The organism is Streptomyces sp. NPDC053069, from assembly GCF_044546895.1.
In the GTDB taxonomy this organism is placed as follows: Bacteria; Actinomycetota; Actinomycetes; order Streptomycetales; family Streptomycetaceae; genus Streptomyces.
On sequence record NZ_JBITZN010000008.1, the window covers coordinates 389,760 to 405,736 of the forward strand.

General features: G+C 73.0%; 12 protein-coding genes and 1 riboswitch. Of the genes, 2 read left to right on the plus strand and 10 right to left on the minus strand.

Annotated elements, in window-relative coordinates; genetic code table 11:
- Positions 1-4: 4 nt before the first annotated feature.
- The 10 genes from cobI to ACIGXP_RS21355 all read right to left on the minus strand — a co-directional run bounded on the left by cobI (position 5) and on the right by ACIGXP_RS21355 (position 13,597).
- Entirely contained in the window at positions 5-736 is a 732-nt protein-coding gene (gene cobI / locus ACIGXP_RS21310) for a precorrin-2 C(20)-methyltransferase (RefSeq protein WP_363214914.1), read from the minus strand.
- Entirely contained in the window at positions 733-2,079 is a 1,347-nt protein-coding gene (locus ACIGXP_RS21315; protein WP_399770391.1) for a cobyrinate a,c-diamide synthase, read from the minus strand. Before ACIGXP_RS21315 ends, cobI begins: the two co-directional genes overlap by 4 nt.
- Complete coding sequence (cobO, locus tag ACIGXP_RS21320) at positions 2,079-2,678, minus strand: cob(I)yrinic acid a,c-diamide adenosyltransferase (protein ID WP_363214912.1); 600 nt, start codon at positions 2,676-2,678, stop codon at positions 2,079-2,081. Before cobO ends, ACIGXP_RS21315 begins: the two co-directional genes overlap by 1 nt.
- On the minus strand, positions 2,678-4,687 hold the full coding sequence (locus tag ACIGXP_RS21325; protein WP_399770394.1) for a putative cobaltochelatase: 2,010 nt from the start codon (positions 4,685-4,687) through the stop codon (positions 2,678-2,680). Before ACIGXP_RS21325 ends, cobO begins: the two co-directional genes overlap by 1 nt.
- Positions 4,684-8,337, minus strand: a complete 3,654-nt coding sequence (gene cobN / locus ACIGXP_RS21330; protein WP_399770396.1) for a cobaltochelatase subunit CobN — start codon at positions 8,335-8,337, stop codon at positions 4,684-4,686. Before cobN ends, ACIGXP_RS21325 begins: the two co-directional genes overlap by 4 nt.
- The gene (locus tag ACIGXP_RS21335; RefSeq protein ID WP_363214909.1) at positions 8,334-9,866 is read right to left on the minus strand and encodes a cobyric acid synthase; all 1,533 of its coding nucleotides are present in this window, start codon (positions 9,864-9,866) and stop codon (positions 8,334-8,336) included. The genes cobN and ACIGXP_RS21335 overlap by 4 nt, the downstream gene beginning before the upstream one ends.
- Complete coding sequence (locus ACIGXP_RS21340) at positions 9,863-10,828, minus strand: cobalamin biosynthesis protein (protein ID WP_399770398.1); 966 nt, start codon at positions 10,826-10,828, stop codon at positions 9,863-9,865. Before ACIGXP_RS21340 ends, ACIGXP_RS21335 begins: the two co-directional genes overlap by 4 nt.
- A 105-nt stretch (positions 10,829-10,933) precedes the next feature.
- Positions 10,934-11,074, minus strand: a riboswitch (cobalamin riboswitch).
- A gap of 120 nt (positions 11,075-11,194) precedes the next feature.
- A complete protein-coding gene (locus ACIGXP_RS21345; protein ID WP_363214907.1) occupies positions 11,195-11,422 on the minus strand; it encodes a hypothetical protein in 228 nt (75 codons plus the stop codon).
- Between the two features lie 31 nt (positions 11,423-11,453).
- Complete coding sequence (locus ACIGXP_RS21350; protein ID WP_363214906.1) at positions 11,454-12,701, minus strand: inorganic phosphate transporter; 1,248 nt, start codon at positions 12,699-12,701, stop codon at positions 11,454-11,456.
- A 143-nt stretch (positions 12,702-12,844) separates the two neighbouring features.
- Positions 12,845-13,597, minus strand: a complete 753-nt coding sequence (locus tag ACIGXP_RS21355) for a lysozyme (protein ID WP_399770400.1) — start codon at positions 13,595-13,597, stop codon at positions 12,845-12,847.
- A gap of 191 nt (positions 13,598-13,788) precedes the next feature.
- On the opposite strand from ACIGXP_RS21355, the gene ACIGXP_RS21360 reads away from it, so the two are divergent.
- On the plus strand, positions 13,789-14,451 hold the full coding sequence (locus ACIGXP_RS21360; protein WP_399770402.1) for a class II aldolase/adducin family protein: 663 nt from the start codon (positions 13,789-13,791) through the stop codon (positions 14,449-14,451).
- A 181-nt stretch (positions 14,452-14,632) separates the two neighbouring features.
- Entirely contained in the window at positions 14,633-15,760 is a 1,128-nt protein-coding gene (locus tag ACIGXP_RS21365) for an alpha/beta fold hydrolase (RefSeq protein ID WP_363214903.1), read from the plus strand.
- Positions 15,761-15,977 lie beyond the last annotated feature (217 nt).

The following is a 15,977-nucleotide window of genomic DNA, read 5'->3' on the forward strand; positions in this document are numbered from 1 at the left end:
CGGCTCACAGCTTCCCGCCCCGCCCGCCGTCCCGCCGCGGGGGCGCGATCAGCGTCGACAGATACGGCAACGGCGTCCCGTCCAGCTCGCCGGCCGACCGCACCGACTCCTCCGGCAGCCCCAGCGCCGAACCCCACACGGCGTCCCCGAGCCGCCCGGTCTCCCGCAGCGCCTCGGCGACCTCGGCGGCCTGCCGCCCGAACTTGTACGCCACGACGGTCCCGGGCCCGGCCAACGCGTCCTTGAGCACGGCGGACCCGGCGGTGACCGGCACCAGCGTCAGCGGTTCGGTGCCCTCGGTCAGCACGGCACCGGACCGCGCCGCCAGATCCTGCATGGCGGTGATACCGGGCACGGTCTCCACTACCACGTCCGGCACCAGCTCCGTGATGGTCTGGGCGAGATAGGTGAACGTGGAGTACACGTTCGGATCGCCGATGGTGGCGAAGGCGACGGATCCGTGCGCTGCGAGAAGCTCGGCGACCCGCCCGCCCGCCGCGTCCCAGGCGGCCTCCCGGCGCGCCCGGTCGGTCCGCTCGTTCAGCGCGAACACCACCCGGACGACCTTCTCCGCGGGCACGTAGTGCAACACGGTCGCCTCGGCCCGCCCCCGCTCCCCGGTGTCCATCACCGGGACGACGACGACATCGGCGGCCCGCAGCGCGTTGACCCCCTTGACGGTCACCAGCTCCGGATCACCGGGACCGACCCCGACTCCGACCAGCCTGCTGCTCATGACGTCCGGCACCTCTCCACGAACCGACGGGCGACACCGGGCTCGGACGCCCAGTGCGTGTGCAGGTAACTCGCGTGCACGCCCCGCTGTACGAAACCTTCGACCCGCCGTACGGGCGCCCGCACGCCCCAGGCGGGAGCCTCACCGACGCCGGGCTCGACGACTGTGCGATGGAACTCGTGCCCCCGCATCCGGGTCCCGGCGACGGCCAGCACACTGTCCCCGACGGCCACGGTGTCCCGGTAGCCGAGGGTCAGCCGTTCCGTCATGCGTGCGGTCGCGTCCAGCACCCCGCACATGGGCTGCCCGTCCAGCTCGCGGCACAGGTAGAGCAGCCCGGCGCACTCGGCGGCGACGGGAGCACCGGCGAGGGCCAGTTCGGCGACGGCCTTCCTCAGCGGCTCGTTGGCGGACAGCTCACCGGCATACATCTCGGGGAAACCGCCGCCGATGACCAACCCGGCGGTGTCTTCCGGCAGTTGCTCGTCCCGCAGGGGGTCGAAGGTGACGACGTCGGCACCGGCGGCGGTGAGCAGTTCCGTGTGTTCGGCGTAGGAGAAGGTGAAGGCGGGTCCGCCGGCCACGGCGACCACCTCACGCTTGCCCGTGGTGGTGACGGGCGGTTCCCAAGGAGCGCATGACAGGTCTCCCGCACTCTGCGCCAGTCGCCGCAGAGCTTCGAGATCGCAACCTCGCTCCACCTGAGCGGCCATCGCCGCCACTGCGTCTGTCGCGTCGGACCGTCGCTCGGCCACCGGCACCAACCCCAGATGGCGAGAAGGCGTATCCACCTGCGGAACCCGCCGCAGCACACCGAGGACAGGCACCCCCGCCGAATCCAGGGCCTCCCGGAGAAGCTCCTCGTGCCGGTCGGAGCCCACCTTGTTCAGGATCACGCCCCCGACCCGCACCTCCGGATCCCAGGAAGCGAACCCGTGCACCAGCGCCGCCACCGACCGCGACTGCGACGACGCGTCGACCACCAGCACCACCGGCGCCCGCAGCAGCTTGGCGACATGAGCGGTGGACGCCAGTTCACCCTCTCCGGCCGCCCCGTCGTACAGCCCCATCACGCCCTCGACCACGGCCAGGTCACAGCCCCGCGCCCCGTGCAGGAACAGCGGAGCGACCAGCTCGGGACCGCACAGATACGCGTCCAGGTTGCGTCCCACCCGCCCGGTCGCGAGCGCGTGGTAGCCGGGGTCGATGTAGTCCGGCCCGACCTTGTGCGGGGACACGGCGAGCCCCCGCGCGGCGAACGCGGCCATCAGCCCCGTGGCGACGGTGGTCTTGCCGCTGCCCGAGGAAGGCGCGGCAATGACCAGCCGAGGCACCGACGACATCACCACTCGATGCCCTTCTGGCCCTTCTGCCCCACGTCCATGGGGTGCTTGACCTTGGACATGTCGGTGACGAGGTCGGCGAAGTCCACCAGTTTCTCCGGCGCGTTCCGCCCGGTGATCACCACATGCTGGGTGCCGGGCCGGTTCCGCAGCACGTCCACGACCTCGTCGGTGTCCACCCACCCCCAGTGCATGGGGTAGGCGAACTCGTCCAGCACGTACAGCCGGTACGTCTCGGCGGCCAGGTCCCGCTTGACCTGCTCCCAGCCCTCCCGGGCCTTCTCCTCATTGTCCATCTGCTGATCGCGCTGCACCCAGGACCAGCCCTCGCCCATCTTGTGCCAGTCCACGGTCCCGCCCTCGCCGGAGGCGCCGAGCACCCGCAGCGCGTTCTCCTCGCCGACCTTCCACTTGGCCGACTTCACGAACTGGAACACCCCGATGGGCCACCCCTGGTTCCAGGCGCGCAGTGCGAGCCCGAACGCGGCGGTGGACTTGCCCTTGCCGATGCCGGTGTGCACGACGACCAGCGGACGGTTGCGTCGCTGACGGGTGGTCAGTCCGTCGTCCGGTACCACACTCGGCTGTCCCTGCGGCATTACGCGGCCCTCCTCGAAGTCCTCTGCGTCCCCTGCACGTCCCTGACCAGCCCGGCGATCGAGTCGGCCCGCAGCTCGTCCAGCGTGACGGCCGTACCGCCCAGCTCACCCGCGAGCTGCCCGGCGAGCCCGAGCCGCACCGGCCCCGACTCGCAGTCCACGACCACCGAGGCGACCGACTCGGCCGCGAACAGCCGCGCCGCACGCCCTGCCAGCGCGACCGGCTCGGGGCCGCCGGTGGCCCGCCCGTCGGTCACCACGACCACGAGCGCCCGCCGCGCCGGATCCCGCAGCCGCTCCACGCGCAGCACCTCGTGCGCCCTGAGCAGCCCGGCGGCCAGCGGCGTACGGCCACCGGTCGGCAGCGACTCCAGCCGCGCCGCGGCCGCGTCGACCGACGAGGTCGGCGGCAGCGCGACATCGGCGCCCGACCCCCGGAACGTCACCAGCCCCACCTTGTCCCGCCGCTGGTACGCGTCCAGCAGCAGCGACAGCACGGCCCCCTTCACGGCACCCATCCGCTGCCGCGCCGCCATCGACCCCGAGGCGTCCACGACGAACAGCACGAGGTTGCCCTCGCGGCCCTCCCGGGTCGCCTGCCGCAGATCGTCCCGGCGGACCACCAGCCCCGGCCCGGACCGGCCGCGCGCCCGCTGGTGCGGGGCCGCCGCCTGCACGGTCGCCGCCAGGTGCAGCTTGGTCAGGGCCCCCCGGGGCCGCCGGGCACCGGTCGTCCGCCCGTGCTCGGTCCGCGCGCGTGACCGACGTCCGGCCGCCCCCTCGCCGATCCCGGGCACGCTCAGCACCTTGGTCCGGAACGGCTCGGCGGCCCGTACGGCCGACTGCTCCCGCGCGCCGGAGGCCTGCGGTTCCCCGCCCTCACCGGACTCCGGCCGCGCGGCGGCGTCCCCGCCCCCCTGCGGACCGGAGTCGGGCTGCGGCCCGCCACCGCCCCCGCCGGGACCGTCCGGATCGGGGTCGTCGTCGCCCTCGTTCTCCCCGGAGAACTGCTCCAGCGTCTCGTCCAGCTTGTCCTCGTCCAGGCCCGGCGCGTCAAAGGGGTTACGGCGCCTGCGGTGCGGGAGCGCCAGCAGCGCCGCCTGCCGGACGTCCTCCGCGAGGACGTCCGTCCGCCCGGCCCACGCGGCCAGCGCCGTCGCCGTACGCGCCATCACGATGTCGGCGCGCATGCCGTCCACCTCGAAGGCCGCGCAGGTCGCCGCGATCTGCCGCAGCGCACCGTCGCCCAGCCGCACCTGCGGCAGCAACTCCCGTGCCGCCACGATCCGTTGCCGTACGACGGCCTCCTCCTCGGCCCACCGGGCGGCGAAGCCGGCCGGATCGTCGTCGTACGCCAGCCGGCGCCGCACCACCTCGACCCGCTGGTCCGGCTCCCGCGAGGCCGCGACCTCCACGGTCAGCCCGAACCGGTCCAGAAGCTGGGGCCTGAGCTCGCCCTCCTCGGGGTTCATGGTGCCGACGAGCAGGAAGCGGGCCGCGTGCCGCACCGACACACCCTCGCGCTCCACGTACGACGCACCCATCGCCGCCGCGTCCAGCAGCAGGTCGACCAGGTGGTCGTGGAGCAGGTTGACCTCGTCGACGTAGAGGATCCCGCGGTGCGCGTCGGCCAGCAGACCCGGCTCGAACGCCTTCACACCCTCCGCGAGCGCCCGCTCGATGTCCAGGGCACCGACCAGCCGGTCCTCGGAGGCACCGACGGGGAGCTCGACCATCCGTGCGGGACGGGCCGCACCCGCCCCCCGCTCGTGCGGGCCGTCCGGGCACGACGGGTCCGGTGCCGCCGGATCACAGGAGAACCGGCACCCCGGGACGACGGCCACCTGTGGCAGCAGCGCCGACAGAGCACGCACGGCCGTCGACTTGGCCGTGCCCTTCTCGCCGCGCACCAGCACCCCGCCCACCGCCGGGGACACGGCGTTCAGCAGCAGCGCCAGCCGCAGGTCGTCCTGACCGACCACGGCCGTAAAAGGGAAGGGGGTTGTCACTGGTCGTCGCCCTCCAAGTCGCCTTCCAGCTCCAGGTAGGTGGCGCGCAGCCGCTCCAGCGTGTCCGCGTCCGGCTCCGCCCACAGGCCGCGGTCCGCCGCCTCCAGCAGCCGCTCGGTGATGCCGCGCAGCGCCCACGGGTTGGACTTCTGCATGAAGTCCCGGTTCTCCGGGTCGAAGACGTACTCCGCGCTGAGCTTCTCGTACATCCAGTCGTCGACCACGCCCGCCGTGGCGTCGTAGCCGAACAGATAGTCCACGGTCGCCGCCATCTCGAAGGCGCCCTTGTAGCCGTGCCGGCGCATGGCCGCCATCCAGCGCGGGTTGACCACGCGGGCCCGGAAGACACGGTGCGTCTCCTCGCCCAGCGTGCGGGTCTTCACCTGGTCCGGTACGGCACTGTCGCCGACGTACGCCTCGGGGTTGGCGCCGGTCAGATGCCGCACCATGGCGACCATGCCGCCGTGGTACTGGAAGTAGTCGTCTGCGTCGACCAGATCGTGCTCGCGGGTGTCGACGTTCTTCGCCGCCACCGCGATCCGCCGGAACGCGGTCTCCATGTCCCCGCGCGCCGCCCGCCCGTCGAGCCCGCGCCCGTACGCGTACCCGCCCCAGACGGCGTACACCTCGGCCAGATCCGCGTCGCTGCGCCAGTTGCGCGCGTCGATCAGCGGGAGCAGACCGGCACCGTAGGCCCCCGGCTTCGAGCCGAAGACACGGGCCGTGGCGCGCCGCCGGTCGCCGTGCTCGGCGGTGTCCTCGTCGGCGTGCGCCCGCACGTAGTTGGACTCGGCCGGCTCGTCCAGCTCGGCCACCGCCCGCACCGCGTCGTCGATCAGCCCGACGACGTGCGGGAACGCGTCCCGGAAGAAACCGGAGATACGGACCGTCACATCGATGCGGGGCCGGCCCAGCTCCTCCAGGGGGACCACCTCGAAGCCCGTGACCCGGCGCGAGGCGTCGTCCCACACCGGGCGGCAGCCCAGCAGCGCCAGGATCTCGGCGATGTCGTCGCCCTGGGTGCGCATCGCGGACGTACCCCACACCGTCAGACCGACGGACTTCGGGTACTCGCCCGTGTCCTGCAGATACCTCTGCACCAGCGAGTCGGCCAGCGACTGGCCGACCTCCCAGCTCAGCCTCGAAGGAATCGCCTTGGGGTCGACCGAGTAGAAGTTCCGGCCGGTCGGCAGCACGTTCACCAGACCGCGGGTCGGCGAACCCGACGGACCCGCCGGGACGTAACCGCCGTCCAGCGCCCGCAGGATGTGCCCGATCTCGTCCGTGGTCCTCGCCAGCCGCGGTACGACCTCGTCGCACGCGAACTCCACCACCGCCACGGCGTCCGGGAGTTCGGTGCCGAGCACGCCCCGCAGCACGGCCGGGACGACCGCACGGTCCCAGGCCCGTGCCTCCATGCCCTCCGCGATCCGCCGGCACAGCTGCTCCAGCAGGTCGATCGCGTCGGACGCGGTGCGCGCCGGACCCTCGACGAGGTCGGTCAGCTCCACCGGCACCTTCACCGGGGCACCGGGCTCGGCCAGCAGCTCCTTCTCCACCAGCCCGAAATGGGCGGCGAGCGAGGCCCTGAGCCCCGGCAGCGCGTTCGCCCGGCCGCCCCACACCTGCGAGGCGCGCAGCACGGCGAGCACCAGGTTCACGCGCGGCTCGGCGACCGGGCCGCCGCCCAGGATGTGCAGACCGTCGCGGATCTGCACGTCCTTGATCTCGCACAGATAGCCGTCGATGTGCATGACGAACTCGTCGAACTCGTCGTCGTCCGGCTGCTCGTCCACATGCAGGTCGTGGTGCAGCTCGGCCGCCTTGACCAGCGTCCAGATCTGGGCGCGCACGGCCGGGGCCTTCACCGGGTCCAGGTCGGAGACGAGCGCGTACTCGTCCAGCAGCTGCTCCAGCTTGGCGAGGTCGCCGTAGGTGTCGGCGCGGGCCATCGGCGGCACCAGGTGGTCGACCACCGTGGCGTGCCCGCGCCGCTTGGCCTGGGTGCCCTCGCCGGGGTCGTTGACGATGAACGGGTAGATCAGCGGCAGGTCGCCGAGCACCGCGTCCGGGGCGCAGCCCGCGCTCAGGCCGAGCCCCTTGCCCGGCAGCCACTCCATCGTGCCGTGCTTGCCCATGTGCACGATCGCGTCCGCGCCGAAGCTGTTCTCCAGCCAGCGGTAGGCCGCCATGTAGTGGTGCGAGGGCGGCATGTCGGGGTCGTGGTAGATCGCGATCGGGTTCTCGCCGAAGCCGCGCGGCGGCTGGATCATCACGACGACGTTCCCGAACTGCAGCGACGCCAGCACGATGTCGTCACCGTCGACATAGAGGCTGCCCGGCGGCTCGCCCCACGCCTCGGTCATCGCGTCCCGCAGCTCCGGGTCGAGCTTCTCGAACCAGGCGCGGTAGTCGGCCAGCGGCACCCGCGCGGGAGCCGCCGCCAGCTGCTCCTCCGTGAGCCACTCCACGTCGTGACCGCCGGCCGCGATCAGCCGGTGGATCAACTCGTCGCCGCCGGAGGGGTACTCGGTGAGTGCGTAGCCGGCGTCCCGGAGCGCGTCCAGTACCCGCACCGCCGACGCGGGCGTGTCCAGTCCGACCGCGTTGCCGACCCGGGAGTGCTTGGTCGGGTACGCCGTGAAGACCAGCGCGACCTTCTTCTCGGCGTTCGGCTTGTGCTTCAACCGGGCGTGGCGCAGGGCGATTCCGGCCACCCGCGCGGCCCGTTCCGGGTCGGCGAGGTACACCGGGACCTCGTCCGGGCCCTGCTCCTTGAAGGAGAACGGCACGGTGATCAGCCGCCCGTCGAACTCCGGGATCGCGACCTGCATCGCCGCGTCCATCGGGGACAGGGCGGCGTCGGACTCCTCCCAGGCGGCCCGCGAGGAGGTGAGGCACAGGCCCTGCAGCACCGGGATGTCCAGATCCGCGAGCGCCCCGATGTCCCAGGACTCCTCGTCGCCGCCCGCCGAGGCCTGCGAGGCGTGCGTGCCGCCGGCCGCCAGCACCGTGGCGACCAGCACGTCGGCCTTCGCCAGCAACTCGTACAGCCCGGCGTCCGCGCCGCGCAGCGAACCGCAGTAGACGGGCAGGGCGTTGGCGCCCTTCGCCTCGATCGCCTCGCACAGGGTGTCCACGAAGGCGGTGTTGCCGCTCAGTTCGTGCGCCCGGTAGAAGAGCACGCCCACGGTCGGCCGGCCGTCGCGGACCGGGTACGAGCCGTGGACGCCGTACTCCGGCATCTTCCGCGGCTCCTCGAAGCCCTCACCGGTCAGCAGCACGGTGTCCGACAGGAACCGGGACAGCTCCAGCAGGTTCGCGGGGCCGCCCTCGACCAGGTACTTCAGCGCCTCCGCCACCACACCGGCCGGCACCGACGACTCGGCCATCAGCTCGGCGTCGGGCACGGCCTCGCCGCCCAGCAGCACGGTCGGGATCCCGGCCGCCTTCAGTGCGGTGAGCCCCTCCTCCCAGGCGCGCTTGCCGCCCAGCAGCCGTACGACGGCCAGGTCGGCCCCGTCGAGCAGGCGCGGCAGCTCCTCGCGGACGTCCACCCGGGTCGGGTTGCCGATGCGGTAGTCCGCGCCGGAGGCCCGGGCCGCCAGCAGATCCGTGTCGGCGGTCGACAACAACAACACTGTGCTCATGCGGGCGCTCCCGGTGGAATGAAAGGCAGTCCTTGCGGCGCGCCCGACTCGATGAGCCGCCAGAGCGCGTCCGTGTCCGCGTGCTGTTCGATCAGGTCGCCGAGCCGGTCGAGCTGCTCCTCGCGCAGCGCGGCGAAGGAGGTGCCGGGCGCCGGCACGAAGCGGCGGCCCGCGGCGGCGGCCACCTCGCGCAGGAAGGCCCGCCGGAAGCCGTCCGACTCCAGCGAACCGTGCCAGTGCGTGCCCCAGGTCTGTCCGACCCGGCAGCCGTCGAGGCTGTGTCCTTTGTCATCGGAGATGAACGGTTGCCCTCCCTCTATGGAGGCGACCCCGTGGTGGATCTCGTACCCCTCGACCCGCTCGCCGAGGGCCTCCCCGGCCGGCCGGGTCAGGGTCTTGTCGCGGGCGAACCGCACCCGCACGGGCAGCACGCCGAGCCCGTCGACCGCGCCGGCCCGCGACTCGACCTCGTCCTCGATGTGCTCGCCGAGAATCTGGAAGCCGCCGCAGATGCCGAGGATCGGGCGCTGCTCGGCGGCTCTCCTGAGGAGCGCGTCGGCGAGCCCCCGCTCCCGCAGCCACTCCAGGGCCCGTACGGTCCCGCGCGTGCCCGGGATCACCACCAGGTCGGCGTCCGCCAGCTCCTCGGCCCGGTCCACGAACCGCACCACGACACCCGGTTCGGCGGCCAGCGCGTCCACGTCCGTGAAATTGGACATCAGCGGAATGGCGCACACGGCGACCCGCAGCACGTCCTCGCCGACGGGCGGGGCCACGTTCGACTCCCGCACGGTCCCCCGCAGGGAAACGCGCAGTCCGTCCTCCTCGTCGATGCCGAGGCCGTGCCGGAACGGCAGGACGCCGTAGGCGGGCCGTCCGGTGAGCCCGCGCAGCATCTCCAACCCGGGCTCCAGCAGGCCGACATCGCCCCGGAACTTGTTCACCAGGAACCCGGCGACCAGCTCCTGGTCCTCGGGCGACAGCAGGGCGACGGTCCCGAAGAAGGACGCGAAGACGCCCCCGCGGTCGATGTCGCCCACCACCAGCACGGGAAGCCGCGCACTCCGCGCGATGCCCATGTTCACGATGTCGGTCCGGCGCAGATTGATCTCGGCCGGGCTGCCCGCACCCTCACAGATCACCGCGTCATACGTGCCCCGCAACTCGGCCAGGCAGTCCAGCACGGTGCCGAGGAGCTGCTGCTGCCGCCCCCCGTGGTACCCGCGCGCGCTCAGTTCGCCCACCGGCCTGCCCAGCAGCACCACCTGGCTGCTCTGCTCGCCGCCCGGCTTGAGCAGCACCGGGTTCATCAGCGCGGTCGGCTCGATCCGGCACGCCTGGGCCTGCATGGCCTGGGCCCGCCCGATCTCCGCGCCCTGGCGGGTCACGAAGGAGTTCAGCGACATGTTCTGCGCCTTGAACGGCGCGACCTTCACACCCTGGCGCACCAGCCACCGGCAGATCCCGGCCGTCACGACGCTCTTGCCGGCGTCGGAGGTGGTGCCGGCGACGAGGAGTCCCCCGTTCACTTTCCACGTCCCTTCAGACCCTTGACGAGACCTTTGGCGAGGAGGCGCGCGGCGACCGTGGTGCCGAGCGCGAGAAGGCCGACGCGGCCGGAGAGCCGTACGGACCGGTCGATGTCGGTGACCCGGACCGCCCGTCCGGTGTCCCCGTTCAGCACCGGCCGGTGCTCGACCCGGCCGCCGTAGGAGAGCGTGCCGCCCAGGCGTACGCCGAGGGCCCCGGCGAAGGAGGCCTCGACGGGCCCGGCGTTGGGGCTCGGGTGCTTGCGGGCGTCGGCCTTCCAGGCGCGCAGGGCACCGCGGGGGTCGGGCCCGGCCGCGGCGGCGAGCACGGCGGTCAGCCGCGCCCCCGGCCAGCCGGCCAGGTCGTCGAGCCGGGCGGAGGCCCAGCCGTAGCGCCGGTAGCGGGGGGACTTGTGCCCCACCATCGCGTCCAGCGTGTTGACCGCCCGGAACCCGAGCAGCCCCGGAACCCCGGCCACGGCCCCCCACACCAGTGCCCCCACGACGGCGTCGGAGGTGTTCTCGGCGACCGACTCGACCACTGCCCGGGCGATCCCGTCGGCGTCCAGCGCCTGGGGATCCCGGCCGCACAGATGCGGCAGCCGGGCCCGCGCCGCCTGGACGTCTCCGCGCTCCAGGGCGCGCCCGATGGTGCGGGCCTCCCGGGCGAGCGACGTACCGCCGACGACCGCCCAGGTGGCGGCGGCGGTCAGCGCGAGGGACGCGGCGGGGGAGGGGCGTACGGCGCGTGCGGCCACCGCGCCCAGTGCGACGGCGCCTCCGGCGCACACGACGGTGTGCAGGGCGCCCCAGCCGCGGTGGTCGTGCCACAACGCGCCGTCCACGGCAGCGGCCGCCCGGCCGAACGCGGCGACCGGATGCCCGTGGCGCGGATCGCCGAGCAGCAGGTCACCGAGAAGGCCGGCGGCGGCGCCGTACGCGTATGTGCGATCGGCACCCATCGGCTCAGCCGGCCGTGGGTACAGGAGCGGGCCTGGTTCGGGTCCTGGTCCTTCGGCAGCCGAGCATGGCGATCCGTGTCCTCACTCAGGGTGTCCGCGCCCTGGTTCGACGAGATTCGGCGGTGAGAGTTCCTGGCTCCCGGGGTTCTTCCCCGGTGACAGTGGCGGGACCGCGCCGGATTCGCACCGGCTTCCTCTTCTGCCGCCCTACATGGCCTGGGCAGTCCACCACGCGCCCCGAACGGCCGTCAACTTGCCGTTGACCTGCAGGGGGAGAGTGTGCGGATCCCCACATCGCGGGGTGTGCGGGCATGAGAAAGGCCCCCCTTCCGCCTTCCGGGGGAGGGGAGCCTTCAGAGGGTGTGGTCAGGGCTTGGCCACGATCAGGTAGATGCCGTACGCCACCGCCGCCGCGCACGCGGCGAAGCAGACGTAGGCGCCGGTGACGGCGAGGCCGGCGGAGCCGCCCTGGGCCGCGGCCTTCTCGCGCCGGGCCAGACCGCCCACGCCGAGGGTGAACAGGGCCACCAGGCCCACTGTGAAGGCGAGGCTGACGCCGAAGACGGAGCCGAGGGCCGCCCAGTCGATCTTCATGATGCTTCCTTCGTAACCGGGGTGGCCGGGGTCAGACGGTGGCGGCCGGCGGGGCGGCCGGGGCAGCGGGTTCGGCGGCCGGGGAGGGGATCGTCGCCGTCAGGTCCTCGGTGAGCGTGCCCGCCGGGGGCGGGGCCACCGCGGCGATGGCGGTGGTCACCACGCCGGCCGGCTCCTCGGCGTCGGCGACGACATTGGTGTGGTCGACGACCTCACGGCGGGAGATCTTCCAGATCGCGGCGCTCGCGGCGACCAGGAAGACGGCGACCGCGGCGGTGCCCCAGTCACCGAGGTCCGTGACGGACTCGGCGCCCGCGCCGACCAGCGCGGCGGCCGGGAGGGTGAGCACCCAGGCGACGGCCATGCGGGTCGCGGTGGACCAGCGGACCACCCCGCCCTTGCGGCCGAGGCCCGCGCCCATCACCGAACCGGAGACGACGTGCGTGGTGGACAGGGAGAAGCCCAGGTGGGAGGAGGCCAGGATGGCGGTCGCGGCGCTGGTCTGGGCGGCGAAGCCCTGGCGCGGCTCCAGGTCGGTCAGGCCGGTGCCCATGGTGCGGATGATGCGCCAGCCGCCGATCCAGGTGCCCAGCGCGATGGCCAGGCCGGCGGAGAGGATGACCCAGGTGGGAGGGTTGGAGCCCGGGGCGATGGCGCCGCCCGCGATCAGCGCGAGGGTGATGATGCCCATCGTCTTCTGGGCGTCGTTGGTGCCGTGGGCGAGGGAGACCAGGCCGGCGGAGGCGATCTGGCCGGCGCGGTAGCCCTTGCGGGTGGCCTCGCCCTCGGCCTTGCCGCCGATGCCGTAGGAGAAGCGGGTGGCCAGCATCGAGGCGACGCCCGCCACGACCGGTGCGGCGACCGCCGGCAGCAGCACCTTGGTGACCAGCACGTCGCCGTGCACGGCACCGAAGCCGGCGGAGGCGACGGTGGCGCCGATCAGACCGCCCATCAGGGCGTGCGAGGAACTGGACGGCAGGCCCACCAGCCAGGTCAGCAGGTTCCAGAGGATCGCGCCGACCAGGGCGGCGAAGATGACCTCGGGACGGATGCCGGTCTCGTCGACGAGACCCTTGGAGATCGTGTTCGCGACCTCCACGGAGAGGAAGGCGCCGACCAGGTTGAGGGCGGCGGACATGGTTACCGCGATCTTCGGCTTCAGGGCGCCTGTGGAGATGGTGGTGGCCATCGCGTTCGCGGTGTCGTGGAAACCGTTCGTGAAATCGAACGCGAGTGCGGTTACCACCACAATCGCGAGAATCAGCGAGAAGCTTTCCATTTACCCAGGCAATCGTTCGAGGTCATTGGCTGGACGACCGTAGGCAACCTGGGTGAACGGAAGATGAACTGAGACGGGCGCGGCGGTGTCCGTATGGGGGGAGTGGGGTTCCGTACGGCCCTCTCGGCCCAGGCGCCCCATGGCTACCGGCCCCGCGCGAGGGTCCGCAGCCGGCTGGTGGACCCGTTGAAGAGATTCTGGTCACCCGGCAGCCGGCCCTCCGTGCCGTACTGCCAGATCGTCCAGTACGGCCATCCGCCCGGCAGCTTCCCCGGCCGCGAGGTGCCGTGACGGGCGATCCACAGGGGGTTGCCGGTGAACGCGCGGCTGTTGCCGGTGCAGAGCTCCCACCACGGGGTCGACGTGTAGATCACGGGGCGGCGCCCGGTCCTCCGCCTGACCTCGTTGCTGAAGGACCGGATCCAGCGGACCATCCGCTTCCTGCCCATCCCGTAGCACTTGTGCTTCTTGTCGTACGGGTTGTACTCGAGGTCGAGCGCGGGCGGCAGCGTCCAGCCGTCCGCCCGCCAGCCGCCGCCGTGCCGTACGAAGTAGGCGGCCTGCTTGGCGCCGGAGGACTTGTCCGGCCGGGCGAAGTGGTAGGCGCCCCGGACCAGGCCCGCCTCGCGTGCGCCGTTGTACTGCTGCGAGAAGTAGGGGTTGCGGTAGTCCGTGGACTCCGTCGCCTTGATGTAGACGAACCGCGCGCCCTTGGACCGGGCGGCCGGCCAGTCGACGCGCTCCTGGTGCGACGAGACGTCGTGTCCGTGGGGCTTGGCCGCGGTCGGCGCCCCGGCTCCGGCCGCCGCGGGCGCGGTGCCCAGGAGGGCGAGCGCCGCCGTGGCCGCCACGAGGACCCCGGCGCGGCGACCGAGGCGAGTGCGTTCACGGGCCATGTGTCTCCCCGGGTCGGCGGACGAGGGATCGTCCGGCGGGCAAGGCAGACCATTGAAGGCCCGGCGATCATCGAATCAGCGCCTCGTGAGCGGCGATTCCTCCCGATTTCCACCCGTTCGGGGGTGCGTGCCGACGGCCGGAAGTGACCGCCGCCCCTCTTGTCCCCGGGCGCGGCTGGCAGGATCGCGGCATGGCTGAACAGCGGCGGGACGCGGAACGGGAACGCATCTGGGCGGAACTGGTCGCGACGGCGCGGCGGACCGTAACCGACGGGCTGGTGGTCGGCACCTCCGGGAACGTCTCGGCGCGCATCGGCGACCTCGTGCTCGTCACCCCGTCGGGCGTGCCCTACGACCGGCTCACCCCCAACGACATCACCGGCGTCGACCTCACCGGACGCCAGGTGCTCGGCACACTGGTGCCGACCAGCGAGCTGCCCCTGCACCTCGCCGTCTACCGCACCACCGACGCCCGCGCGGTCGTCCACACCCACGCCGTGCACGCGACGGCGGTCTCCACGCTCGTGCCCGAGCTGCCGCTGGTCCACTACATGGCCGCCGCCCTGGGCGGCCCGGTCCGCGTCGCCCCGTACGCCACCTACGGCACCGACGAGCTGGCCCAGAACATGCTCCGCGCCCTGGCGGGCCGCTCCGGCTGCCTGCTGCAGAACCACGGCACGATCACCTACGGCGCCGGCCTCGACCAGGCCTACGACCGCACCGCCCAGCTGGAGTGGATGTGCCGCCTGTGGCTGACGGCGTCCTCGGTGCCGAGCCTGACCCCGTCTCTGCTGACGGAGGCACAACTGGCCGAGGCCGGGGAACGCTTGAAGGGGTATGGCCAACGGAGGTGACCCCTTGCCGCGCAGCCCTTTGCTCCGCGCCCTGCTGACCCCGCTCCCCTCGATCCGCCGCACCGGCGCTCGGCCACGACGCCGGGATCCGGCGGTGCCGAACCCATGCGCACCCCGACGCTCCCCACTCGGCCCCGCCCTTCCGCTGGCCGGTGACGGCAACCCCCACGACACTGGACGCGTGCGCCCCGTCAAAGCGACCGCCACCGCACTCACCGTCGCACTGGCCGCCGGCATGGCCTCCGTGGCCGTCGGCCGGCTCGCCAGTGACGCCGCGCTGAAGGCGCCCGCGGGCCGTCCGCTGCCCACCGAGCCCCGCCTCACCGTGCACGGCACGGCCGCCGGCCAGATCACGCTCACCCGCGACCTGGCCGCGCTGCGCCCCGGCACCTACGGCCTGTCCGGCGACGGCTCCCACGCGGTCGTCGGCCCCGTCCTGGAGGCGGCCCGGCACACGGCCGACACCGTCGTACGCCGTCTGGAAGGCGTCACGCACGGCACGTTCGCCCCCGGCGACGCGGTGTGGCTCACCCCGAACCTGTACATCGGCAATCCGTCCGCCGCCCTCGGCCTCGACCACGCGGACATCGACGTGCCCGGCGAACTCGGCCGGCTGCCCGCCTGGTTCGTACCCGGCCAGCGGGACACCTGGGTGATCGCCGTGCACGGCCTGGGCGCCACCCGGGAACAGGCCATGAACATCATGGGCTTCCTGCACGCCCGCCGGCTGCCGGTCCTCGCCCTCGCCTACCGGGGCGACCTCGGCGCGCCGCGCCCGCCGGACGGCCTGAACCACCTCGGCGAGACCGAGTGGCGGGACCTGGACGCGGCCGTCCGCCACGCCGTCCGCCACGGCGCACGCCGGGTCGTCCTGCTCGGCTGGTCCACCGGCGCCACCATGGCCCTGCGCGCCGCCGAGCACTCCGCGGTGCGCGAGCGCATCGCCGGACTGGTCCTGGACTCGCCGGTGCTCAGCTGGGAGGCCACGCTGCGCGCCCTCGCCCACGCCCGCCACACCCCCCAGCCGCTGCTGCCGCTCGCCGTGCGGGCCGCGCAGGGCCGGGCCGGCCTGCACGCCGACCGGGTCGCCGAGATCACCGACCCCGAGCGGCTCGCCGTCCCGACCCTGATCTTCCACGGCCCCGACGACCAGGTGGCCCCCTGGGAGCTCTCCCGCCGGCTCGCCCACCGCCGCGCCGATCTGGTCGCCCTGCACACCGTGGCCAACGCACCGCACGCGGCGATGTGGAACGCCGACCCGAAGGAGTACGAGGAGCGGCTGCGCCGCTTCCTGACACCCTTGATGTGAGGTTTGACCGGAGACCTGATGTGGGGCCCGATGTGCGGCCCCGGACCGCCTGCCCGCCCGGTGCGGGGCATTCCGTTTAAGGCCGTACGACTGGCTTGATCACCCCTCCTCGCCCCGCACCGAACCCCGTGCCTTGGCCAGCCCCGTCGCCCCCCGTGACATTCCGTTTGGGTTTTCGGACCGTCAACCGGAAGACTGCACCCGTGACGTCCCGTAT

Coding starts and splice junctions, on each gene's coding strand:
- ACIGXP_RS21350 (WP_363214906.1), bottom strand. CDS start 12,701: ATGGAAAGCTTCTCGCTGATTCTCGCGATTGTGGTGGTAACCGCACTC.
- ACIGXP_RS21345 (WP_363214907.1), bottom strand. CDS start 11,422: ATGAAGATCGACTGGGCGGCCCTCGGCTCCGTCTTCGGCGTCAGCCTC.
- cobI (WP_363214914.1), bottom strand. CDS start 736: ATGAGCAGCAGGCTGGTCGGAGTCGGGGTCGGTCCCGGTGATCCGGAG.
- ACIGXP_RS21360 (WP_399770402.1), top strand. CDS start 13,789: ATGGCTGAACAGCGGCGGGACGCGGAACGGGAACGCATCTGGGCGGAA.
- cobN (WP_399770396.1), bottom strand. CDS start 8,337: ATGAGCACAGTGTTGTTGTTGTCGACCGCCGACACGGATCTGCTGGCG.
- ACIGXP_RS21340 (WP_399770398.1), bottom strand. CDS start 10,828: ATGGGTGCCGATCGCACATACGCGTACGGCGCCGCCGCCGGCCTTCTC.
- ACIGXP_RS21355 (WP_399770400.1), bottom strand. CDS start 13,597: ATGGCCCGTGAACGCACTCGCCTCGGTCGCCGCGCCGGGGTCCTCGTG.
- ACIGXP_RS21315 (WP_399770391.1), bottom strand. CDS start 2,079: ATGTCGTCGGTGCCTCGGCTGGTCATTGCCGCGCCTTCCTCGGGCAGC.
- cobO (WP_363214912.1), bottom strand. CDS start 2,678: ATGCCGCAGGGACAGCCGAGTGTGGTACCGGACGACGGACTGACCACC.